Origin of the sequence: Fructilactobacillus florum 8D (assembly GCF_000512295.1) — a bacterium.
GTDB classification, from domain to species: Bacteria; Bacillota; Bacilli; order Lactobacillales; family Lactobacillaceae; genus Fructilactobacillus; species Fructilactobacillus florum.
On sequence record NZ_ALXG01000016.1, the window covers coordinates 1 to 24,227 of the forward strand.

At 42.7% G+C, this 24,227-nt stretch carries 19 protein-coding genes, 1 riboswitch and 1 other annotated feature; of the genes, 15 read left to right on the plus strand and 4 right to left on the minus strand.

The window, feature by feature from the left end; genetic code table 11:
* Window positions 1-40: 40 nt before the first annotated feature.
* Window positions 41-562, minus strand: a complete 522-nt coding sequence (locus B808_RS01955) for an HdeD family acid-resistance protein (protein WP_009166592.1) — start codon at window positions 560-562, stop codon at window positions 41-43.
* Window positions 563-701: 139 nt separating this feature from the next.
* Here B808_RS01955 and B808_RS01960 point away from each other — a divergent pair, with 139 nt between their 5' ends.
* The 7 genes from B808_RS01960 to B808_RS01990 all read left to right on the plus strand — a co-directional run bounded on the left by B808_RS01960 (window position 702) and on the right by B808_RS01990 (window position 9,931).
* Window positions 702-3,302, plus strand: a complete 2,601-nt coding sequence (locus tag B808_RS01960) for a YfhO family protein (protein ID WP_035421591.1) — start codon at window positions 702-704, stop codon at window positions 3,300-3,302.
* 2 nt (window positions 3,303-3,304) lie between these two features.
* Entirely contained in the window at window positions 3,305-3,964 is a 660-nt protein-coding gene (locus tag B808_RS01965) for a histidine phosphatase family protein (protein ID WP_009166594.1), read from the plus strand.
* Between the two features lie 41 nt (window positions 3,965-4,005).
* A riboswitch (TPP riboswitch) is annotated at window positions 4,006-4,094 on the plus strand.
* 90 nt (window positions 4,095-4,184) lie between these two features.
* Window positions 4,185-4,838: a TenA family protein gene (locus tag B808_RS01970; protein ID WP_035421593.1), complete on the plus strand. Its 654-nt coding sequence runs from the start codon at window positions 4,185-4,187 to the stop codon at window positions 4,836-4,838.
* Between the two features lies 1 nt (window position 4,839).
* Complete coding sequence (gene thiD, locus B808_RS01975; protein WP_035421595.1) at window positions 4,840-5,652, plus strand: bifunctional hydroxymethylpyrimidine kinase/phosphomethylpyrimidine kinase; 813 nt, start codon at window positions 4,840-4,842, stop codon at window positions 5,650-5,652.
* On the plus strand, window positions 5,639-6,301 hold the full coding sequence (gene thiE, locus B808_RS01980) for a thiamine phosphate synthase (RefSeq protein ID WP_162257631.1): 663 nt from the start codon (window positions 5,639-5,641) through the stop codon (window positions 6,299-6,301). The genes thiD and thiE overlap by 14 nt, the downstream gene beginning before the upstream one ends.
* The gene (gene thiM / locus B808_RS01985) at window positions 6,291-7,079 is read left to right on the plus strand and encodes a hydroxyethylthiazole kinase (protein ID WP_035421600.1); all 789 of its coding nucleotides are present in this window, start codon (window positions 6,291-6,293) and stop codon (window positions 7,077-7,079) included. Before thiE ends, thiM begins: the two co-directional genes overlap by 11 nt.
* Window positions 7,080-7,165: 86 nt before the next feature.
* The gene (locus B808_RS01990) at window positions 7,166-9,931 is read left to right on the plus strand and encodes a cation-translocating P-type ATPase (protein ID WP_035421602.1); all 2,766 of its coding nucleotides are present in this window, start codon (window positions 7,166-7,168) and stop codon (window positions 9,929-9,931) included.
* Between the two features lie 84 nt (window positions 9,932-10,015).
* Here B808_RS01990 and B808_RS01995 read toward each other — a convergent pair whose 3' ends face one another.
* Window positions 10,016-10,777, minus strand: coding sequence for a pyrroline-5-carboxylate reductase family protein (locus B808_RS01995; RefSeq protein WP_035421604.1), 762 nt, complete (start codon window positions 10,775-10,777; stop codon window positions 10,016-10,018).
* Window positions 10,778-10,831: 54 nt separating this feature from the next.
* Window positions 10,832-12,190 (minus strand): AAA family ATPase, encoded by a 1,359-nt coding sequence (locus tag B808_RS02000; protein WP_035421606.1) that lies wholly within the window; start codon window positions 12,188-12,190, stop codon window positions 10,832-10,834.
* Window positions 12,191-12,423: 233 nt separating this feature from the next.
* Window positions 12,424-12,661 (plus strand) — a binding site (T-box leader).
* A 209-nt stretch (window positions 12,662-12,870) separates the two neighbouring features.
* On the opposite strand from B808_RS02000, the gene brnQ reads away from it, so the two are divergent.
* Together brnQ and B808_RS02010 are read left to right on the plus strand one after the other, a co-directional pair.
* Window positions 12,871-14,244: a branched-chain amino acid transport system II carrier protein gene (brnQ, locus tag B808_RS02005; protein WP_035421607.1), complete on the plus strand. Its 1,374-nt coding sequence runs from the start codon at window positions 12,871-12,873 to the stop codon at window positions 14,242-14,244.
* A gap of 439 nt (window positions 14,245-14,683) precedes the next feature.
* On the plus strand, window positions 14,684-15,505 hold the full coding sequence (locus tag B808_RS02010; RefSeq protein ID WP_035421609.1) for a MetQ/NlpA family ABC transporter substrate-binding protein: 822 nt from the start codon (window positions 14,684-14,686) through the stop codon (window positions 15,503-15,505).
* A 96-nt stretch (window positions 15,506-15,601) separates the two neighbouring features.
* On the opposite strand, the gene B808_RS02015 is transcribed toward B808_RS02010, so the two are convergent.
* Window positions 15,602-17,344, minus strand: a complete 1,743-nt coding sequence (locus B808_RS02015; protein ID WP_035421611.1) for a phospho-sugar mutase — start codon at window positions 17,342-17,344, stop codon at window positions 15,602-15,604.
* 171 nt (window positions 17,345-17,515) lie between these two features.
* Here B808_RS02015 and B808_RS02020 point away from each other — a divergent pair, with 171 nt between their 5' ends.
* From B808_RS02020 to B808_RS02045, 6 genes are all read left to right on the plus strand, one after another.
* Window positions 17,516-17,788, plus strand: a complete 273-nt coding sequence (locus B808_RS02020; protein WP_009166606.1) for a GNAT family N-acetyltransferase — start codon at window positions 17,516-17,518, stop codon at window positions 17,786-17,788.
* A 4-nt stretch (window positions 17,789-17,792) separates the two neighbouring features.
* Window positions 17,793-18,782 carry a UDP-glucose 4-epimerase GalE gene (gene galE / locus B808_RS02025; RefSeq protein WP_035421613.1) on the plus strand — a complete coding sequence of 330 codons (990 nt, stop codon included), beginning with the start codon at window positions 17,793-17,795 and terminating at the stop codon, window positions 18,780-18,782.
* A gap of 3 nt (window positions 18,783-18,785) precedes the next feature.
* Window positions 18,786-19,697: a DMT family transporter gene (locus tag B808_RS02030; protein ID WP_051393787.1), complete on the plus strand. Its 912-nt coding sequence runs from the start codon at window positions 18,786-18,788 to the stop codon at window positions 19,695-19,697.
* 139 nt (window positions 19,698-19,836) lie between these two features.
* Window positions 19,837-20,463: a TetR/AcrR family transcriptional regulator gene (locus B808_RS02035; RefSeq protein ID WP_100221807.1), complete on the plus strand. Its 627-nt coding sequence runs from the start codon at window positions 19,837-19,839 to the stop codon at window positions 20,461-20,463.
* Complete coding sequence (locus B808_RS02040) at window positions 20,460-23,150, plus strand: MMPL family transporter (RefSeq protein ID WP_035421616.1); 2,691 nt, start codon at window positions 20,460-20,462, stop codon at window positions 23,148-23,150. The genes B808_RS02035 and B808_RS02040 overlap by 4 nt, the downstream gene beginning before the upstream one ends.
* Window positions 23,151-23,287: 137 nt before the next feature.
* Entirely contained in the window at window positions 23,288-24,226 is a 939-nt protein-coding gene (locus tag B808_RS02045) for a DMT family transporter (protein WP_009166612.1), read from the plus strand.
* The last annotated feature ends 1 nt before the right edge of the window (window position 24,227 follow it).

Below are 24,227 nucleotides of genomic sequence, written 5' to 3' on the forward strand. Positions count from 1 at the left end.
CCGAGCACTTTAAAGTGCTCGGCTTTTTAGCTTTAACTATTTAAAACGAACGAACAATTAGTAAGATCCCAAAGAACATAAAGTAGAAAGATACTAGGAAAAGTGCGACGCTAATGGCCATTTCAGGAGCAAATAATAATGAAAAGCCTAGAATTACACCAATGACACCAAGAACGACATTAAACCAAAACAGTCCGCGGTGTTCCTTACCAATGAAACGACTTGCCCATAAGGCGAAAAACGAATCAAAGATAAATGATAGTGAAATTAAAATCCAGATATAAACAGCACCAAAACTAGGCTGCATGAAAATTAAAATTCCAAGGATGATATCAATAACACTACTAAAAATCGTCCAGCCACGGCTGAGACCGAGATCTCGTTGCAATACCGAAATATCAGCTAATTTGAAAACCCCTTCGACAATTAACAAAATGGCAATTAAAATGATCAAAGCACGTAGGGAACCAATGGGGTTACGTAACATCACCAGTGACATCACGGCGAATAAAATTCCGAGCACTAAACTAAATGGATCAAATCTTCTTTCTGAACTAAACATAGAATCCCTCCTCATAATTAAGTTTATCTTAACATAGTCAGTGATTAAACTTAAGTCATAACAATGAAATTTAAGGGTTTGTATAGTAGAATAAAAATATTATGAGTTTTTGAAACATGACAGAAAAGAGAAACTACCTATGAAAAGAAAATGGGGCTTGTTCCTATATCCGTTGGCGGCTTTCCTATTACCAATGGTAATTACAATTATTGCCTTCGGTCTACACGGAATTGCTCCGCTTGGTTCGAAAAATATTTTGGTCAGTGATTTAGCCACTCAATATTTGCCATTTTTTAACTTTATGCGAACCCAGCTCGTACAGCATACTTACAGTGCTTATTCATTGTTATTATCCCTGGGAGATAATACGCTTCCGGTTTATACGTACTATTTGATGAGCCCTTTAAACTGGTTAGTTCGCTTTGTTCCAGAAACGGCAGTTCCACTGTTAATGGAAGCAATTATTATCATTAAAATTGGTCTAATTAGTTTATCGATGCAGCTCTTTTTGCAAGTTCGTTCGAAACAAGCGAACCTAATGCAACTTTTAGCTGGTTTATCATATGGACTGTGTGGCTTTGTTTCAATGTATTTTTATGATTTCATGTGGCTGGATGCACTAATCCTCCTTCCCCTGCTAACGTGGTCGCTTGACCGGCTCTTTTATCGGGGAAAATGGGGCAGTTATCTACTGATTTTAGCGCTAACGATCGTGGTCAACTATTACATGGGATATATGTTGTGCCTTTATTCTGTGATTTACTTTGTCTATTTAATTTTGCTAAACCAACGCCCAGAAACTGGTTTTTTTCAGTTTTTTAAACAGCACCGCCGTTTGGTATGTAAGTATCTGGGAGCTTCGTTGTTGGCAGCTAGTTTGGCAGCCTTTTTGTTGGTTCCAACGGTAATTGGAATGCTGGCAACTGGTAAAAGTAGTTTGAACCCAGTGAGTTTTTTGCCAATTCCTCGGTTTCTACCGTCGGTATTTACAGCGTTAGGCGTGGGCGCTACCAATTTTGCCAGTCGGCTAAATCATGAGCCAGCGCTCTTTGTTGGCAGCTTATTTACACTGGGCTTGTGGCTGTACTGGTTGTCGCCACTAATTACTCGCCAGAGAAAACGAGCCTCGTTTTGGTTAGTTGGTGCGATTTTCTTTGGGATGTTGATTTCCACTTTTGATACGATGTGGCATATGTTTCAGATGCCAGCCGGGTTTCCTTTTCGCGAAGTTTACATGTTGAGTTTTGTCGTAATTTTGTTAGGATATGATGCTTGGCAAGCAGGGGCTTTTTATGACCGTAGCTCGTTGATAAAGGCAATTACGCTGACGATTTCTTTGTTGTTAGCTGGTTATTTAACGGCCTATTTAGAGAAAATTATCGTACGAGTAACGAATTGGAAGTTCACCTATGTTGGTGCCAACCACTGGCATTTATTAGTAGCCTTGCTACTGATAATTTTTATTGGGATGTTGTTGTGGTATCAGGCATCGCACCGCGCTTCGTTTTTGGTGAAATTGGCGTTGCTTTTCGGGGTCAGCCTGGAGCTGGGAACCAATTTTTCGATGGCGCTGGGAGGAACAGATGAGTATGGCGAGCAGCACCGATTTGCAACTGCTTTTCAGCAATCTAAAAAAATTATTGACCGCCACACGGGTCATCAGAAAGATTTTGGGCGGACAAATTTAGATAATCGTTTATATAAAGCCAGTTTCAATATTAACTATAATCAATATAACGATGCGCTCTTGTTTAATTTTTTTGGAGTAAATAGCTATACCTCATCAATGAATAAGAACACTCATGATGCTTTGGCACAGCTAGGCTTGTATAGTCGCAATGAGCGAAGAATCAGTGTGAACGGTGTTACGCCCGTAACTGAGCAATTGCTGCGACTGGATCAGCGTTTGGTGATTGAACAGGATGGGAGCTATCGGGTCCACCATGATGCGCGTAATCGTGGATTAGGTTATGCCGTTTCTGAGCAAATCAATACCTATCATCCCGTTTCAAATCAGGTTTTTACTAATTTAAACCAGCTGGTGCAAAAAGAACAGGGGCGAACCAACAACTATTTCTTAGCCAATCAAATTGAGTTGGCACAAGTTCAAAAACAAGCTGGAATTTATCGCTATACAGTTAAAACAACCCCTAGAATAACTGGGAAACAGTACTTAGCTATTCCAACCAGTAGTCCTAATCAGCCTTTAGCTGTCAAAGTAAATGGACGCAGATTAAAAACGTCGGAACATCAACTAGGAGCTGAAATCATTCCGGTTGGTAAGTTTGCCAAAGGGCAGACTTATACAATTCAATTTAATTCAAGTACGAAACTTGCGAACCTTCAGAATAATTTAGTTGGTTTTGATGATGCAGGCTTTGATCGATATGTGACTGCAACAAATCCTTATCGGCTTAAAATCTCACATCCGGAGCGTTTGAAATTAAAAGGTCATGATTTTAAGGGGACGATTAAAACTACGACTAAGCGACCAGTAGTGCTGATTAGTTTGCCATATGATCGTGGGTGGCAGCTTACGGACGGGGGAAAACCTGTTAAAATAAAGAAAACAGTTGGTGGCTTGATGAGTGTTCACTTGACTCCTGGAAACCATGTACTTCATTTTAAGTATCAAACTCCAGGATTACGACTAGGAATGTTGATCAGTGCGCTCGGCCTTGTAGCCACTGCTGGCTTTTGGTGGTGGTTTAAAGATCAAAATAAGAGAGGAGTGGATTAGAAATGGCAGTTACAGCATATCTAGTACGGCACGGACAAACGTATCTTAATCTCTACAATAAGGTTCAGGGGTGGATTGATTCACCGCTCACCGAAAAGGGGATTCAAGATGCACGTACGGCTGGGGACCGACTAGCAACGATTAATTTTGATGCAGCTTTTACCAGTGACTCTGGGCGCGCGATCGCTACAGGACAAGAAATTCTAACTAAAAATCCAAACGGAATCAACGTGATCACCTATCAATTCCCTGAATTACGAGAGCAGTTTCATGGGTACTTTGAGGGAGAGAACTTAGAACAAATGTGGCAATTTGTGGGTGAACAAGTCCAAATTACCAATGAATCAGGCGTGTTAAACCACTTTGGTTTGGAGCGAGCTCGGGATCTAATCGCTAAAGCTGATTTGTATAATAACGCCGAGGATAATGCGCGGTTTTGGCAGCGATTGGATCGCGGCTTTGACCGGATCCGTTCGAATACAAAAGCGGGGCAACAAATTCTGATTGTTTCACATGGGATGACGATTCGTTCGATTGTTGATCGGTATGCTCCAGAACTTGATCAAGGGGATGCGGCCAAGAACGGTAGCATCACTAAATTAATAATTGAACCTGATGATATTAAAGTAGAATATTACAATAATATCGTCGGTGAAATCTAAGGTTGTCTTGGGGGTAAAAATCGGTTAGACTGATGGTATTCAAATAAAAGTTGGGGTGCCACGAGCTGAGATTATACCCATTGAACCTGATATAGTTCGCACTATCGCAGGAAACTTTCTTTAATTAGCCAATAATTCTGACTAGCTTTTGTCATCTTTATTAGCCTTCAGCTCGTGCTGAAGGCTTTTTTATTTGAACAAAATTAAGGGAGGAATTAACATGTCAAAACCAATCACTTCATTACAAAGACAATTGCAACAAATTGTAGCAAAACAGTTAGTAGATATCAGTAGGAATCCATTTGTGCAAGGCATTGCGGCTGGATCATTGCCCAGCACAGCAGTAGCAACATATGTCCAACAAGATAATCTCTATCTGCAAAAGTACTTAACAAATTACCAACAAGTTTTAGGAATCCTTGCTCCAGACCTGTTAGCGACAACTATCCATGCGATTGACACTGAAAATCGGGCTCACCAAGTATTATTAGCATTTCTTCAGACTGATAATGCCCAATTGATGAAAGGGACGGTAATTGAATTACCGACAACTAGGGCCTACTTGCAGCATATTCAAACGGCGATTACAGCAAACGCTTGGCAGGGATTAGCGGCGTTGTTGGCATGTCCACTTATCTACACGCAGCTTGCGGTCGAACTGCAGCAGCAACAAGCTGTTGTGCACCGTAATCCTTTTGCTGCTTGGATTGATTTTTATTTACCAAAAGCTGATTATTTTACAAAACGAATGATTGAACTATTTGTGAATGAAGGACAAACCAAGTCTGACTACCAGCAGTTTCATGCTTTACAACGATTTGAAGCCAGTTGTAAATATGAAAATGCCTTTTTTACGCAAGCAATGGAGGAGTAGCATGATACAGCAATATCCAACGGCATTGACAATTGCCGGTAGTGATTCTGGTGGTGGGGCCGGATTACAAGCAGATTTAAAAACGATGCAGGCATGTCAGACGTTTAGCACCAACGTTATAGTTGGGATAACGGCCCAGAATACTTTGGGAGTCCAGGGGCAGTATCCCTTACCAAAGCAGGTTGTTACGCGCCAGTTTGCTTCGATTTTAGCCGACTTTCATATTCAAGCCGTTAAGACAGGAGCTTTGTTTGATGCGGAACATGTACAAATGGTCGCTGACGAACTGCAGTGGAGCCGATTACCCAATCTAACGGTCGATCCGGTCATGATTGCTAAAGGCGGAGCGCACTTATTGACACCAGCGGGGATTAGAAAGATAAAAAGCCAGTTGCTACCGCAAGCGACGATCGTTACGCCTAATTTACCAGAAGCAGAGTTGTTAGCAGAACAACAGATTATTTCTGAGGCTGACCGGTTAAGTGCGGCTAAGAAGATTCAGCAGTTAGGAGCAAAAAATGTGATTATTAAGGGCGGACACGGATCAGGTCCGCTGGTTAAGGACTATGTAAGGTTAGCTAACGGGGATGATTTTTGGTTGACCGCTCCACGAGTCAAAACTAAGCGAACGCACGGAACGGGAGATACTTTGTCTGCCTCGATAACAGCATTTTTAGCTCAAGGATTGGGAATTTCAACAGCCATTCAACGAGCCCACGCTTATTTGGAAATGATCATCGAGAAACCATTAGTGCTTGGTCATGGGCACGGTCCATTAAATCATGGGGGATGGAGTGCGCATGATGAAATTTAAACCAGAAATGTTGCAAGTTTATCTAGTGATTGGGACGGCGAACGTGGATTATCGAGTAGATCGGTTGTTGGCGGTGGTCGCTGCAGCCGTTCGTTTGGGGGTCACGGCGGTCCAGTTTCGCGAAAAGGATCAAAGTCGCTTGACTTTTGCTGAACAGGTTCAACTCGGGCGGGCGGTACATCGTTTGACAGCTGCCCAGCAAGTTCCACTTTTTGTCGATGATAATTTTAAGTTGGCACAAGCCGTTGGGGCTGAGGGACTGCATCTTGGTCAAACTGATCCTTGGCCCGCATTGAAGCAGAAACAACAAGCTAATTTAATGGTTGGCCTATCAGTTCATGATTTTACTGAACTAAATCAGAGTCGCTCGTTGTTACCATACATTGACTATCTTGGGGTCGGACCAGTTTTTGCGACTAAAACAAAGTCAGATGCTAAAGCTCCCATTGGGACGTCAGGGCTAATGGATATGGTTCAACAGACTGATTTACCACTCGTGGCAATTGGTGGGATTAGTGAACGCAATGTTTGGAAACTTAAAACAATCCCAATTGCTGGGGTAGCAGTGATTTCAGCAATTACGACCAGTTCAAAGTTAGCGACGACCATCAGAACTTTAAAACTCCAAGGAGGTTTTCATGACCAGTAATCTAATCGCACAAATTAGACAGCATAATCCAATTGTTTTGAATATTGCTAATCAAGTTACGCCGCAACGGGTTGCTGATGGAATTAATTTCTTAGGGGGTTCCCCCATGATGGTCTCCGATCCACTCGAGGTAGCTGAGTTGGCTAAGTTGGCTCAGGCCGTTACTCTTAATTTGGGCTCGACCAGTCCCACGGCACAATTAGATATGCTTACAGCGGGTCGAAGCGCTAATCAACATCAACTTCCGGTAGTTTTTGATCCAGTGGCGGTGGGGGCTTCATCCGTTCGAACAGAGCGTACCCAGCAGCTTTTGCAACAAGTCAAGGTAGATACGATACGTGGCAATGCCGCGGAAATTGCTCAGCTAGCGGGAATTGCTTGGCAAATTCATGGAATCGATGCGGGAGCTGGTGAGGTTAAGGTTTCAACCATTGCCAAACAAGCCGCCCAGAAGCTACGGTGTCGAGTCGTATTATCAGGCGCTCATGACATCATTACTGATGGAGTCAATGGGTATGAAGTGCACAATGATGTAAGTTTGTTAGCAACTAATGTTGGAATGGGTGATGTGCTAGATGGTATTTTAGCCACTGCAATTTCACAAGCAACGAGTCTTTATGACCTAGCCTTGGCAACGGGAATCCTGCCGGTAGCCGCCGAACGAGCACTTGTTAAAACTGGCACTCGGCCGGCATCATTTTTAGTCGAAACTTACAACCAACTGGCAGCCTTGGATGATACCCAGCTGGATGATAGACTGCAACTATCAACAATCTAATTTTACAAATTGTTTTTTTGTTGGAAAGGGTTAAGATGGGATTACGATACTTGAAGCTAACTTAGCAAACAGCAAGGAGTCCTATGATGAGTCAACCAACTAATGATGTAGCTGCGCAATTGGAAATCCCCCAGTTGGAACAACAGTTGCAAACATCGGTAACGACCGGTTTGGATACGCAAACGGCACAAAAACGATTTCAAACTGATGGTGCCAATGTAATCGAAAGTGGTCAGCATACTAACCGACTGCTTGATTTTCTACAAAATTTCACTTCGCTCATGGCTTGCCTATTATGGGTTTCGGGGTTAATTGCCATGGTATCAGGAACCGTTGAATTAGGAATAGCAATTTGGGCAGTTAATATTATCAACGGTCTGTTTTCATACTGGGAAGCGCATGCAGCTAAAAAAGCAACGGATGCTTTGAGTAAGATGCTGCCAACCACTGTTAACGTCCTTCGTGATGGCCACCAACAAGCTATTCTAGTACAAAACGTGGTTCCAGGTGATGTGGTAGAAATTCAGGCAGGGGATGCAGTTCCTGCTGATGCGCGGGTTTTATCAGCTGCCAATTTACAAATTGATGAATCTTCATTGACGGGCGAGTCTGTGCCCGTTGCTAAAAAATCTACCTATCAACATGGGGATGGGAAGTTTTCGATTACAAACATTATCTACGCAGGCACGGTGGTTACCACTGGAACAGCTCAGGCGGTAGTTCTTGCTACAGGAATGCAGACGGAGTTTGGTAAAATTGCCCATTTGACCGAAGCACAAAGTTCAATGGTTTCACCACTGACAAACGAACTTAATCGTTTAACGCGGCAGCTATCTGTAATTGCATTGCTAATTGGACTTGGATTTTTTATTCTTGCAATTTTCTTTGTTCATTATCCCGTCGCAAAAGCCTTTATCTTTGCGCTTGGGATGATTGTTGCTTTTATTCCCGAGGGCTTGCTGCCAACGGTGACGCTCTCGTTAGCGCGTGGGACCCAGGAGATGGCAAAAAAACACGCACTCTTAAAGAGTTTAAACAGTGTTGAAACGTTGGGAGAAACGAGCGTGATCTGTTCTGATAAAACAGGGACGCTAACGCAAAATCAAATGACCGTTACCCATCTCTGGTTGCCAGCAGAGGAGTTTACGGTGACCGGGACGGGTTATTTTAACAATGGTCAAATTCAATTCCAAAAAGAACCGGTGAAGTTAGCGCAGCACCCTGATTTAAATCGGTTACTAGACATTGCGTTGTTAAATAATGATACGCAGGTCGTCAGTGAAGCTGATGGTAAGCAAGCCCCCAAAATTTTAGGAACACCGACGGAGGCAGGACTTTGTATTGTAACTGCGAAGGCTGGATTAAATTTACCTGAGCGACAACAGGCAGCACCGCGTTTGACGGAATTGCCATTTGATTCAGATCGAAAAAGAATGACGACGATCCAAAAACAGACCAACGCGCCTGACTTGATTTATGTTAAGGGAGCTTTGTCAACCATGCTTCCGGTTTGTGATCGGATTTTAGATGGCAATCAAGTTCGCCCACTAACAGCTGCCGATCAGCAACGACTACAACAGGCCAATCAGGATTACGCGGCTCAAGGGCTTCGTTCTCTGGCCTTTGCTTATCGAGAAGCAACTGACGCTGATCAGGGGAAGTATGCGATTTCCACCGCTGAACAGCATTTGATCTTTGTTGGCTTAGCGGTAATGCAAGATCCTCCTCGACCAGAAATCTATCAGGCCGTTCAAAAATGTCAAAATGCTCACATTAAAATCATCATGGTTACTGGTGATAGCGCTCTGACGGCGAAAAGTATTGCTGTAAAAATCGGCATTGTTTCGGATCAAGCCCGAGTGATTACTGGAGAAGAACTGGCCCAGTTGAGTGATGCCCAATTACAAGCTGCGGTTAAAAACGAAGTTATTTTTGCAAGAGTGGCACCGGCAGATAAGTATCGCATTGTTTCGATGTGTCAAGCTAACGGTGAGATTGTTGCCTCAACTGGTGACGGGGTTAATGATGCCCCCGCCTTAAAGCGAGCTAACATTGGAATTGCAATGGGATTGAACGGGACGGATGTTGCCAAACAAGCTGCGGATATGATTTTGACGGATGATAACTTTGCTTCGATTGTTGCTGCCATTGAAGTAGGACGCACCGTTTATAAAAACATTCAAAAATTTCTGACGTATATTTTCACTAGTAACGTCGGCGAAGCCTTTCCTTCACTGCTCTTCTTGGCTTCCGGAGGCTTGATTCCTTTGCCACTAACAGTGATGCAGATTTTAACGGTTGATTTAGGGACGGATATGCTGCCGGCCCTTGGTTTGGGCGCTGAGCCAAGTGAACCGGGGGTAATGAACCAACCACCCCGAGCACGGACGGCCCACTTGTTAACTCCGGGAATTATATGGAAAAGTTTTGGATATTATGGTTTGCTGGGAGCGTTGATTTCAACGGGAGGGTATTTCTTTGTTAATTGGCAATTTGGTTTTCCACAGGTACCCCTAGCTAGCACCGGAAAAGTTTATGCAATGGCTACGACCATGACCCTAGCGGCAATTGTCTTTTCACAAATTGCTAATGTTCTAAATTGCCGAACTGAAACGACGTCACTGTTTCGAGTCGGGGTGTTCTCAAACCATCGGATTATCAGTGGAATTATTTTTGAAATTTTGCTGTTAGCATTTTTGGCGTACACACCAGGAGTTCAGAGCCTCTTTGGCACTGCTCCATTGAATGGACTTGACTGGTTGTTCTTAGCCTGCATTCCGGTTCCCTTGGTGCTATTAGAGGAAGCGCGGAAATGGTTCGTTCGAAGACGAGCAGCCCGGATAAAGAATTAATTGAATAGATTAGGATTTATAAAAAAAGGGTAATTAGTTTGAACAACTAATTACCCTTTTTTATATTTACAATGATAAAATCAACTATTCGTTAGCTGCGTTGATAGCCTCATTGACAGCATTACTAAACCCGTGTCGATCTAAGGCAAGCACCCCTTTAATGGTCGATCCACCGGGAGAAGTAACCTGATCTTTTAAAATTGCTGGATTGGTACCAGTGGTTAAGGCCATTTTGGCACTGCCGGCAACCATACTAGCAGCGACCTGATAGGCGGTTTTACGATCTAAGCCGTTTTGTACGGCTGAGTCTGCGAGGGCGCTTAAAAAGATATCGACAAAGGCTGGACCGCAGCCCGCAACTGTCCCTAAAATTCCAAGCTGTTCTGCGGCAACGGTGTTTACCGAACCTAGGCTGGACAACACTTTCATAGCCGTTTGCTGGTCTTTGGGGGTAGCCGTTTGGGATCTTTCTAAGGCAATCGTCCCCGCATTGACGGCGACCGGAATGTTAGGAATAATGGCTAGCACGGAGTTTTGAGGAAACAGTTTTTGAATCTCTGCTGGAGCCACTCCCTGAGCGGCGGAAATGATGATTGTGTGCGATGCAAGGGGAAGATCCTTTAAAATTGTCAGCGTAGTTGGTGCTGGCGTTGCCACAAATAAAATGTCTACTTCACTCAAAGTAGCTGTTTCTGCAAAGTGAAAGCCAAGTTCTTTTTGAAAAGAGGCTAGCGCAGCTGATTCGTGATGGATCTTAACAAAAATATGATCGGCATCGTAGTTAGTAGTTAGCCCGCGAATAATGGCACTACCCATACTACCGGCACCTAAAATTCCAATTTTCATGGTGAACTCCTTTTTGTAAGTAGTGGATAATATTTAATTATAACAGATTTCTGGTTAATCAGCTGGAGTAGCAGCGAGAGCCTGGTTAAGATCATCATTTGTAATGGTTTCCAGCGTTTTTTTGGTTGGATTTTTTTGAAAGGCCACTCGCCGAGCTTGCATTTGCAACATTGCCTGATACAGATTACGTGCCCACCGTGCATTTCCACTAGGATGATGGTTAGTAATATAGGCAGTGACGGTAGTTTCCAAATAAACTGGATCCTCCAATTTAACAATGCCCTCATGTTTAATCATGTTGAACAAAATTTGAACCAGTTCCTTGACCTGATAGTCTGCAAAGTAAATTCGGTTAGGAATTCGGGAACGAAGTCCAGGATTATCATTCAGAAATTCTTCCATTTTATCGGTATAGCCAGCTAGAATCACAATCAGATCTTTGCGATGATTCTCCATTCCAATGATGAGCTGATCAATAGCTTCATGACCAAAATCAGTGGGGCTGTCTGGATGGGAGAGCTGATAGGCTTCATCGATGAATAGCACTCCTCCAAGCGAATTTTCGATAACGCGCTTAGTTCGGTCGGCAGTAGTCCCGGTATAGTGTCCGACTAAATCCGAGCGATCGGTATTAACTAATTTATTATCACTAATAATCCCATTTTGAAAGAGGATGGCGGCAAATAGTTTGGCTACCGTGGTTTTTCCGGTTCCGGGATTACCCACGAACACCATGTGTTTACTGATTCCCGTTGGGGTTTTTAAGCCATGTTTTTCGCGTAGTTGGTTCATTTTAGCAATGGCAATCATGTCAATAATCTGTTTTTTGGCTTCCTCTAGTCCCGTTAAATCATTTAATTCTTGCATTGCATCAATCGAGGTATCGATAGTTTCAATGTTGAGATTGAGATCATTATTGGCTTCTGCTGGTTCATGATTCTCAGCTTTTGGGTTCTTTTTGGCATCCTCATCTAGGTTGCTTAGATCAAGATCTGCAAGCGGATTTTCAGCAAACAGCTTTGCCGCATAGTCATAGCGATCATTTGCTTTAGCGATATTAATCGTAGCCAGATAAGAACTGTCATCGGCAACGATCGTTTCTACATCAACAAGGGGTAAATGCGCCTGCAAATCAGCAACCGTTGTTTTTTGATCGAGTGGAAAGTATAGATACATTTTGCGGTTTTTAAAATCAAACTGATAACCAAACGTTTTGCCAATGACGGGACTTAATTGGTGCAAAAGAACGACCATGTTATCAGTCCAGTCGGTAGTATTACCATCATCATTTTTGACATGTTGGTAGGATTTAATGTTTTTAATTCGAAAAGTTTGCGTCTGGAGTTGCTGATCCAGCTGATGATTTTCTCGATAAAATAATTGTGCATACGTTTTTAATTCTTCGAAGGTCATGCTTCCACTTCCTTTGCTGGATGTTTAACCTGTTTATTTTAGCTGTTAGTCGATGAAAAGTAAACCAGAAATGCCTGAAAAGATGGGTGCTCCTTACAAGTAGGTGGGGTAGTCACGCTGAACTAAATTAGTATTTTGTAACTATAAAGATTACCAACTTCATGAAAAGATAAAAAAATTGTTGACAAAGGCTAATAAATACGTAAAATCATAGATAATTATAAAGAAATAAAACAAAAACGAAGCTCAGTCAAGTATTTTGTTCGTGATTCCCAGAGAGTTCTAGCTTGGTGCAATAGAATGTTTTGCGACAAAAGAAAATCAACTGTAAGTTGCAATTGCGAAAGGTTTAATAGTGATTGCTGGGATTGCCCATTATCGCAAACGAGTATCGTTATTGAACTGTACTTAGAGCCGTTTTCTAAAGGAAACGGAAAGATGGGTGGTAACACGTGTGAGAACGTCCCTGATTGTGTCATTGACACAGTTAGGGACGTTTTTTGTTTGCAAGCCACGTCACAAAGTGCAGGGAAATAGCCGTATTTAGTAAGATGATCGGTGGGTTAGTTAGCATCGATTTTAACGAGGTGGTACCGCGTTTTTAACGTCCTTGTTCGCTTAGCGAATGAGGACGTTTTTTATTTCATTATAATAAATTCAAAACTTAAAGGAGTTTGATTATGAAGCAGGAAACAAAAAATGCACGACTTACCTGGAAACAGCATCTTGTTTTAGCTTCACTGTTGTTTGGACTGTTTTTCGGAGCTGGTAATCTGATTTTTCCAATCCATTTAGGTCAAATTGCTGGACCAAATTGGTTTCCGGCGGCCATTGGTTTCTTATTATCAGCCATCTTGCTACCATTGTTTTCAATTTTTGCACTCAGTCTCACTAAGAGCAGTAGCATGTACGAACTGGTTTTGCCGGTGGGTCGCATCTTTTCACTGTTATTTTTAATGGCGGCCCACGGTTCGATGGGATTGCTAATTGGGTCTCCGCGGCTTGCCACGGTAACTTTTACCATGGGGGTGCAGCCGTTTGTTCCTAAAACGTGGCTTCCGATAGCGTTGTTTTTGTTTTCTGGATGTTTCTTTGCGTTAATCATTGCCTTAGCATATCGACAGACCAGTATCATTAAAAGTGTTGGTCAAATTCTAAATCCGTTATTTGTTACATTACTGATTCTGTTATTTTTTGTAGCTTTCATTATCAATGGTGACTTGACCAAACTACCCTTGGTTTCTCAACCGGGACAGGGAACGCCGTCTCTAATTAGTGGATTCTTGGAAGGTTATAATACCATGGACGCTCTAGCGGGACTGGGATTTGGGGTGACTATTATTGCGGCAATGCGCGTTTATTTGAAACAGAAACAGCCGCCTGCGCTTGAGGTTGTCAAAGTTGGAATGAGTGCAATGGGCTTTGAAGCATTGATTTATGTAAGTTTAATTGCCCTGGGAGCCTTAAGTTTAAGCTATGGAAAGGTTAGTCCTGATGGGGGAACCGCCTTTACGCAAATTATGCAGCATTACACTGGTTTTTTGGGAGCTGCTCTGTTAGCTGCCCTGACCTTTTTAGCTTGTTTGACGACCGCCGTAGGAGTATTGACTTCCTTTGCTCAGGATTTAGGCAATCGCTTTCCTAACATCGGTTATCACAAATTTTTGCTAGGGGCTAATTTGATTGCCTTTATAATTGCAAACTTTGGTTTGGAACAGATTATTGCTTTTTCAGCCCCCATCCTCAGTTTGCTCTATCCGATCGCAATTACGGTAATCTTGTTAGGGCTTTTGAATCGCTGGATTGGTCAGAACGTGGTTTTCTATCGAGTGACGGTAACTTTAGTGATGGGACCGGCTTGTCTGGATTTCTTTCACACCTTACCCCCGGTTTTACATCAGTTTAAGTTGGTGCAATCATTGGATAGGTGGAGTTTACTCCACATTCCATGGTTTAGTATTGGACTTGATTTCATTCCCTTCATGGTGGGCGGGCTAGCGCTGAGTGCCCTAATTGTCGTGGGACAACATTGCCTTGCTAACCAGCACAATTAATTAGTGATAAAAAGCTTTGACAATTAATTCGAACGATATATAATATTCACAACTATTAAATATTAATTAAGCTAACTAGGTTTTTATAACGATTATGACCATTAAGAACGGGAATTTGATTTGAAAAGAGGGTTTTCCATGGCTTGTTGTTGTTCATCTTTTTTGAGTTAAGCATGAGAAATGCAGGGATGTTTTTCTCATGAATTAGTATTCTGAAGTTATGAGAAATTCATCAATGATCAACAGCGTAAGGGATGAGAAAAATTCCTTAAAAAAACCGTGATCTAGGTGATAGAGCACGGTTTTTTGCTACCGATGAGAAGGAGCTTCTTGTGAATCAACTTTTAGTGGCACTATTTGGTAAATATCGTGGTGGACGCTCCTGTTGTGGCGACAATTTATGTAATTAGCAAGTTGACAACGTAGGAGGATTGCAATCATGAAAAAGAAGTTTATTTATTTAGCATTACTAGCAGCACTTGGAATCGGATTTATCTATACGTTTGTGTTAAAACCACAGCAGTCCGAAACCAACACCATTCGGTTGGCTTCCTCGCCAGGACCGTACAGTGATTTATTTTTAAATGGAATCAAGCCAATTTTGGAAAAAGAAGGATACAAAGTAAAGAATCAATCCTTTAGTGATTTGTCATTGGCGGATGTGGCGATTAATAATGGGGAAGCTGATCTTAATGTCGACCAGCACACTGCTTATATGAAGAATTTTAATCAGGAAAAGCACGCTAATTTGGTCGCACTAACTAAAATTCCAACGGTTCCAACTGGAATTTATCCGGCTCGAAAGCAACAACTGCGAGCAGTAGCTAAGGGAGATTCGGTTGCAATTCCAAATGACCCTTCTAACATGGCTCGTGCCTATAATGTGATGGTCAAGGCGGGATGGATTACCTTAAAACCGGGCGTTAATCCAATCAAAGCGACTAGTAAGGATATTGCTACGAACAAGTATGATTTAAAAATTCAAGAGATGCAGGACGTTCAAATCCCACGTTCTCGTCAAGATTTTGATTACGTGATCTTGCCAGGATCAACGGCATATCCAGCCAAGATTTCAACTAAGACAATGTTGTTACCAGAAAACATTAAACCTGACTATTATTTAGTGGCGGCTATTAATAAGCAGGATCAAAATAAAAAGTGGGCTAAAGCAGTTCAGAAAGCCTACCATTCTAAGGAATTTAAACAATATTTAGCAAAGCATAATCGAGATAGTTTTTGGAAGGTACCTAAAGAAGCGTAATCGGCAATTAACGGGGTTAAATAGAAATTATATTTTTAAATCAGAAACGGGACGAAAAATCAGTTTAGATTTTTCGTCCCGTTTTTGATTTAATTATTATGCTTGTGGTAATTGTTGCTGTAAAGCAGCTTCATATTGGGTCAAGCGCTCAGTAGCCTCGGCCTCAGTGGGAGCTTTAACCCCCAGATAAAATTTGATTTTAGGTTCGGTTCCTGAAGGTCGAATTGCCAACCACGTATCGTCTGCAAACCAATACTTTAAGACATCTGAAGTTGGTAAATCGAGTTTGGTTTTTTGACCGTCGGCAGTACGGCGAATGCCAGTTTTGAAATCATCAAGTGCGGTAACTGGTTGACCGTTTAGGTTCTGGATCGGAGTGGCACGAAACTCACTCATTAGTTTGCTCATCGTGGCTTGCCCGTCAAGGCCGGGGAAATCTTTGGCAATTGTTTTTTCACGATAGTAACCATATTCCTGATAGAGCTGGTTGAGACCATCGTATAAGGTGAGTTGCTGTTGTTTATAAAAGGCAGCCACCTCGGCAAGAAGCATGGTTGATTGAACAGCATCTTTATCGCGGACAAATGGTTTGATCAAGTAGCCAAAACTTTCTTCAAATCCAAAGAGGAAGGTGTGATCATGGTTGGTTTCAAAATTCTTGATTTGTTCGGCAATGAATTTGAAACCGGTCAACACGTTTTTCATTTTTACGCCATAATGATCAGCAATGGCGGTGGCTAACTCTGTTGAAACAATTGACTTTACAACGACTCCATTTTCAGGAAGATCATGAAGGCGCTGCTTGGCTTTTAGAAGGTAATCCAACAGCACGCTGGCAATTTGGTTACCGGTCATTAACTGGTATTCACCATTAGGTTGGCGCACAGCGGCCCCTAATCGGTCGGCATCAGGGTCGGTCGCAATTAGCACATCAGCAGCTTCTTGCTTGCCCAGTTGAATGGCTAAGTCAAATGTTTGAGCAAATTCCGGATTTGGAAACGGTGTGGTGGGAAACTCCGGATCAGCAATGGTTTGAGCCACTACGGTGTCATAGTTTTGAAAGCCCGCCTGATTTAACGCCCGCCGCGTGATGATTTTTCCGGTTCCATGAAGGGGCGTATAGACAAACTTAAGTTGTTTACCGACATCTCGAATTAAATCGTGATTAATGTTGACGGTTTTAATTTTATCAAGGTAAGCTACATCAACATCTTCACCGATCACTTGAACAAGCCCCTTGTGGCGGAGTTCTGGTTCAGAAACAGTTTTGATGGCGAACAAGTCAGCAACCTGCCGAACGTAACTTGTCATGAGATCTGATTCTTGGGGTGGCATTTGTCCGCCATCAGGACCATAAATCTTATAACCGTTGTATTGTTTTGGGTTGTGGCTGGCAGTAATCATAATGCCCGCATAGGTGTGTAAATGACGGACGGCAAATGAAAGCTCTGGAGTTGGACGCAAGTCATCAAAAATAAAGCTTTTAATGCCGTGGGCACCGAGCACTCCAGCTGCTTCGTGAGCAAAATCACAGGAATGGTAGCGGGAATCAAAACTAATTGCCACGCCACGTTCTCGTTCTGCTGCCGGGAGGGTTTCCATCATCTTGGCTAATCCTTCGGTAGCTTGGCGGACCGTATAGATATTCATTCGGTTCGTACCCGCACCCAAAATGCCCCGCATGCCAGCGGTTCCAAATGATAATGAAGTTCCAAATGCATCTGCGAGAAGCTGTTGATTATCCTTCATTTGAACCAGCTCGCGATGTAAATCAACTGGTAAATGTGGTGCGGTTAGCCAGGTTGAATAGCGGCTGTCAAGTTCTGCTTGATTTATCATTAATAAGACTCCTTTGATTGATTGAAACGGTTCCTCTTTTAAGGCAAATTATAGTTATTAATCGACAACCAGTCAATTTTGGTTGTAAAACCACGGGCATTAACCAGCGGTTGGTCTATTCTGTGGATATGCTATAATTCAAGACAAAATGTTTAATTGGAGGATCTGGCGATGGAATTTTCTAATGCACCCGGGCGTATCTATCGGTTAGCAGCAGATGGCAGCTTGCAAGCCGAACTGACGTATCATCTAGATCAAGGAGCCATGGTGATTACGAAGACTTTTGTTGCTCCGGCAGCCCGTGGACAAGGATTAGCCGGTAAGTTGATGTTGGCAGCGATTGCTTTGGCGCGCAGCCATCAGTATCAGATTAAGCCAGTTTGTTCGTATGCGCAGGAATTTTTTAATAAGAAGAAAGAATATCAAGATTTGTTGAAGGGGTAGTGAGATGTCAATTTTAGTTGCCGGCGGAGCTGGCTATATTGGTTCACATATGGTTGATCGGTTAATTGAGCAAGGATATGAAGTAGTGGTGGCCGACAATCTTTCAACTGGTCATCGGCAGGCGGTTTCTCCTGCGGCTAAATTTTATCAGGGGGATACGCGTGATCGTGAATTTCTGGATCAGCTGTTTGCTACTGAGTCAATTGATGCGGTTATCCATATGGATGCATTCTCGTTAGTATCGGAATCGATGGAAAAACCGCTGAAGTATTTTGATAATAATGTGATTGGTATGATTGTATTGTTAGAAGCAATGCACAAGGCTGAGATTAAAAAAATTGTTTTCTCATCAACAGCGGCGACCTACGGTAACCCAGCCAGAGTTCCCATCCAAGAAGATGATCAAACGCAACCGATCAATCCTTACGGCGAGAGCAAACTGATGATGGAACACATTATGAAATGGATGGAGGCTGCCTACGGAATCCGTGGGGTGGCATTGCGTTACTTTAATGCGGCGGGCGCTAAGGAAGATGGTTCAATCGGAGAAGACCATCATCCAGAAACGCATTTGATTCCAATGGTTTTGAAAGTAGCGGCAGGGCAACAGGATGAGCTAAAGATTTTTGGCGATGATTATGACACGGTTGATGGAACTAATGTTCGTGACTACATTCATATCCTAGATCTAGCTGATGCACACATTCTGGCTCTCAACTATCTGCAAGCGGGCAAGCCCACTGCCAGCTTTAATCTAGGGTCTTCCACTGGTTTTTCGAACCAAGAGATTTTAGCAGCAGCACGCCGGGTTACTGGTCAACCGATTCCAGCAAAGATTGCTCCTCGGCGCCCTGGCGATCCAGATACGTTAGTTGCCGATAGTCAGAAGGCTCGGCAGATTTTGGGCTGGCAACCTCGATACGATGATATTGAGGCAATTATCGCCACGGCTTGGACTTGGAAACAAAGACATCCACATGGATTCGAGGACTAGATTTTGCAAAAAAGACTATCAATGTTTCGGGGTGCTTTTTTAGCAATCGCCGGCGCTCTAATGTGGGGAATCCAGGGACCGGTAGCTCAGTTTTTGTTTCAAGATACCAAGTTTTCCACAACGTGGCTGATGGGCATTAAAATGTTGCTTGCAGGGGTCGGGCTTCTGCTTTTGGCAAAGTATGGATTGCATCAGTCACTAAGAACTATTTGGCAACGTCCACAAAATGCTGGTCAGTTGCTACTTTATGCGGTTTTAGGATTGTGTGGAGTACAATATTTTTTTCTATTAACGGTTCAAGCCAGTAACTCAGCAACTGCCACAATTATGCAGAGCTTGGGGACGGTTGTGATTGTCATAATTACAATCATAGTAACCAAAAAAGCACCGACGAGTTTAGAAGGGCTGGCGGTGGTGGTTGCATTGCTGGGAGCCTGGTTGCTGGTCACGAAAGGTAATTTAACGGTCTTAGCAATTAGTCCGAAGACATTGTGGTTGGGGCTAGCAGTGGCGGTAGCGGGAGCCTTACAAACACTGTTGCCAGTCCGCTTAATTCAGCACTTTAGCACCGTGATGGTGGTTGGTTGGGCAATGCTATTAGGAGGCATCTTATTTACGGTTATCCATCCCTTTTGGGTGCAGGTTCCGCGATTGACCCTAGCTGGTTGGCTAGGAGTGGCTTTCATTGTAGTTTTTGGGACAATGTTGTCATTTCTCTGTTTTATTTCAAGTCTGCATTACATTTCGCCCACTACAGCAGGATTGTTAGATACTTTTGAGCCCCTTTCAGCGACGATTGGGACCGTCTGGTTCTTTCAGACTAGCTTTAATATGTATGAAGTCATGGGAGCAGGGTTGATTTTAAGCACCGTTTTTATCTTGGCCTTGCAAACTAGATTTCCCAACAACCAGTAGGAAGCCTAAATTAAATTTACTTGAAAATTGCAGTCGGATCTTATGAAGGATCGGACGCTTTTTTTCGCTTAATAGGACAACGTGTTGATTTAATAAGTGAAATGGCGTATTCTAAAAGTGAAAGTGAGATGAAGTGCTAGTGGGACAGATCCGCAAGACCAACACAGTTGCTGCCATTAAGCAGGCCTTTATTAGTCTGCTGGGTTCTAAGGGACTCCAGGCGATGAATGTTTCTGATATTACCAGACAGGCTCAGGTGGGGCGTGGAACTTTTTACACCCATTTTCAGGATAAAAAGGCGTTGTTGCTCGAAGTAGAGAATGATTTGTTACAGCAATTACATTCCGATTTAGATCAGATGATGCCAGATGCAGTTAGTTGGTTTTTAAATGATCAGCAACATCTCCAGCCCGCCCCCTTTTTGTTGGAAACACTTAAGAGTTTTTACCATAATCACGTGGTAGTTGCACAGTTGTTTAGTGAACAAGGGGATCCTTATTTTTTAGGTAAGGTACGGCGCGTGATTTTTGCTGATTTGTTGCCACTATTTGACCATCCCAAGCAAGTGGTTCCAGTTGTAGGAATTTCTTTAGAGTATGCTCGCGAAGCAATTATTGATCAGGTGTTAGGACTGATTGTGTACTGGATTTCAAAACCGGTTCCGGAACCACCCGAACAGATTTTACAAGTGATTGTGACCGTTTTGAATCATGCTCCGGCTAGTTTGTTGATTTGGAAAGCACAACCAGAGGAGAACAAGAAATGAATCGATTTATAAAGAAATATTCAGGTGTAGCGTTTTTGTGGTTGTTGGCAGTGATTGCAGCAGTTGTCTTTTTGCCCAATATTGGTAAATTGGAAGCGCAAAAGGGGCAAACCACTATCCCTAGTAACATGCAGAGTCAAGTTGCTGATAATATTCAAAAACATTGGGGTCATCGGATTGGGAACACTAACCAGGTAGTGGTGGTCTATAGTAATGGCGACCGCCCCATTACCAGTGCGCAACAAAAAAAGATTGATCAAAATATCAAACATCTGGATCAGAATAAGGATAAATATGATATTAAAGCCATGACGTCTGTTCAAAACACGCCAGCGGCACGTAACCAGTTGATTTCTAAGGATAAATCAACGGAGTTAGTTCAACTAAATGTGTCTAAGAAACAGTCGGTAGAAGCAGTTAATAATCAGCTGAAACGAGCTACTAAGCTTGATGGGGTAGACAGTTACGTTACTGGCTCTGAAATTTTAAATGATGACATGCGGCTGTCGATGGTGACAGGAATTCAGAAAACAGAAATAATTGCAGCGATATTCATTTTAATCGTATTAATTATCGTTTTTAGATCGCCAATTGTTCCAGTGATTTCATTGTTAACGGTCGGAGTTTCTTTTATTATCTCGCTGAGTTTGGTGATGAACCTGGTTAAATTTTTTGGTTTTCCGCTGTCAAACTTTACGCAGGTCTTTATGGTGGTAGTCCTCTTTGGGATTGGAACAGATTATAATATCCTGCTATATAACCAATTTAAGGATAATTTGGCTAAGGGAATGGAGAAAACAGCGGCCACTATTGCAGCACGTAAAGTCGCTGGGCAAACCATTCGGTATAGTGGAATTTCAGTATTAATTGGTTTTTCGGCCCTTGGCCTAGCCAATTTTTCGATTTATCGTTCTGGTTTAGCCGTTGCAGTGGCAGTCGCAGTTCTTTTGTTAGTGCTGCTATCGTTGAATCCCTTTTTCATGGCCATTTTAGGAAGCAAACTGTATTGGCCTAGTAAAAATTTGGCGGATCAGGCGCAGGAAAGTCGGCTATGGGGGTTTCTATCCAGTAAATCTGTTCGGTTTGCCATTCCAGCAATCGTGCTGGTCTTGTTGTTAACGCTGCCGTTAATGTTAATGGGAAAAGGGACTTTGAATTACGATAGTGCCGTCGAACTAAGCAACGGATTACCTTCGAAACAAGGTCTCAACGTGGTTGAAAAACATTTTTCCAAGGGAACAGCAGAACCATCAACGGTTTATATTAAAACTGACCATCGGCTCGATAACCAAGTAAGTATGGCAGAAATTGATCGCATTACTCGACAATTAAAACAACGAGATGATGTTGAAACCGTTGCTTCGTTAACGCAACCAGCGGGAATGAGTATTAACCAGTTTTATCTAACGGATCAGCTGAACGGATTGAACCGAGGATTATCACAAGCACAGCAAGGGATTCAGCGCTCACAGACGACTGCCAATCAGCAGGGTTTCAATCAAGCACAATTAGCGGCAATTGGAACTTCGGCGCAATCGATTGGAGAACGTCTCCAACGAATTCAACAAACGTCAGGGCAGACTAATGTTTCCGGGCAACAAATTTTAGGAGGCATTCAACAACGAGCCACCAGCGTGGGAGCACCATTGAATGCAGCGCAGCTTCAGGTGATTGCAGGAACGCTGCAACAGCTCCAGGCTCAGCAAAGTGGAGTTACTAATGAATTAAATGGGATTGCGAGTGACACGCAGTCGATTGGAAATAATTTGCAAGCCACAGTTTCCCAGCTTAAAGCTTTACAACAACAGGCGGAACAAGCCAAGCAAGGACTCGGGCAACTCGATTCTGGTCTGGGTCAGGCCAGCCAGTATTTAACTGGTTTACAAAATTCCGCCATTGGGGCCAATACATTTTATTTACCGGCCCAATTACTAACTGATCCTAAATTAAAGCCAGCCTTTGATAATTACTTGTCTGAGGATCGCAAAGCAACCAGACTAGTCATTGTTTTAAAATCTGATCCTTCGAGCGAAGCGGCAATGAAGAGTGCTAATCAGATTCGCAATCAAATTCAGCAGAATTTGAAGGGAACAAAACTAGATCATGCGACGGTTGCAATGAACGGGCAAAGTGCCTTGATTTCTGATACACAGGCAAGTGCTTCAAATGATTTCTTCAGAACTTCGGTAATTATGTTGATAGGTATTTTAATTGCGCTCATGTTTGTAACCAAGTCAATTTTACAGCCACTCTTTATTGAGGGGACACTGCTATTAGCTTATTTATCTTCATTAACGCTTGCTCGGCTATTTAGTTCGTTGTTCTTAGGACAAACGATGCTGACTTGGAATACACCGTTCTTCAGTTTTATTATGATTATTGCTTTAGGAGTTGATTATAGTATCTTCTTAATGAGGCGTTATCAAGAAGTTGATCAAGGGGATGAACCAGCAGTTAAAATAGTAGCAGCATCGAAGTTTATCGGAGTTGTTGTTCTATCGGCAGCGGTAATTTTGGGAGGGACGTTTGCCGCTTTGATTCCATCAGGAGTCTTAACGCTAATTCAAGTTGCCATTGCCGTTATCATTGGCTTGTTAATTCTGGTATTGATTCTGCCTGTGATTTTGCCGGCTGCAATTAAGCTAACTTATTCTCAGGGCGATTCCATCGATTCAGCGAATAAGTAATCAGTCATTGACCTAAAAAGGGTTCGGTTTTCCGAACCTTTTTTTGTGGAGTTTTGTTTGACAAATGCTGGCGATTGTTAGTAGTCTTAACAAGATTGGTTAATTTTAATAAATTATAAGTACGAGGGGTAAGTAGCATGCAAACGCAGAGTTCGGGGAAACGCGCTAACATTGTCAAGGGAATTCTATGGGCAACTTTAGCCTCAACTTTTTGGGGAATTTCTGGCACTATCTTGCAGTTTGTATCGCAGAATGCAAAAATTCCAGCCGGCTGGTTTCTATCAGTTCGGACCTTATTATCAGGAATCATCCTGTTACTGATTAGTACGGTTTTATTTCGTGGTCGCATTTTTCAGGTTTTCAAGACTTGGCGCTCATTATTTTTAATTGTTGCGTATGCGATTTTTGGTTTGGGAGGCAATTTGTTGTCTTTCTTTTTGAGTGTTCAAACCGGGAATGCGGCTTCAGCTACAATTTTGCAGTACTTGGCGCCGCTTTTTATTCTACTGGGAGGCTTGTTGTTTTTTCATCGTCGGCCCAATCGACATGAATTACTGGTGTTTGCAATCGCTCTGATTGGAGTGGTGCTCTCGATCACCAAGGGCGACATTAGTCAGTTATCAATCCCAGCGGTATCCTTATTTTGGGGAATTATTTCTGGGATTACGGCGGCTTTCTATGTGGTGATTCCGCGTCCTTTAATGATTGACAACTCGCCCCTGACAGTTTTAGGTTGGGGGACCTTGATTGCTGGAATTGGTTTTAATTTACATCAGCCGGTCTGGGTGGGGGTTCCCACCTTAACGATGGGAAGTATCATTGGAATTATTGCAATTGTAATTATCGGGACGGTACTGCCATTTGCATGTTTGCTACATAGCATGCGCTATGCTAGTTCGGCTGATGTTAGTCTAGTTGATGCCGTTCAGCCGGTGGTAACGTTTTTGTTAAGTGTCATTTTTTTAAAGACACCACTTAGCTTGATGGAATTGGTGGGCTCGGCACTAGTTATTTTAGCAATTTATTTGTTACAAAGTTACAAACGCCATGATCAACAGTTAGTTGAGCGGTCCTAAC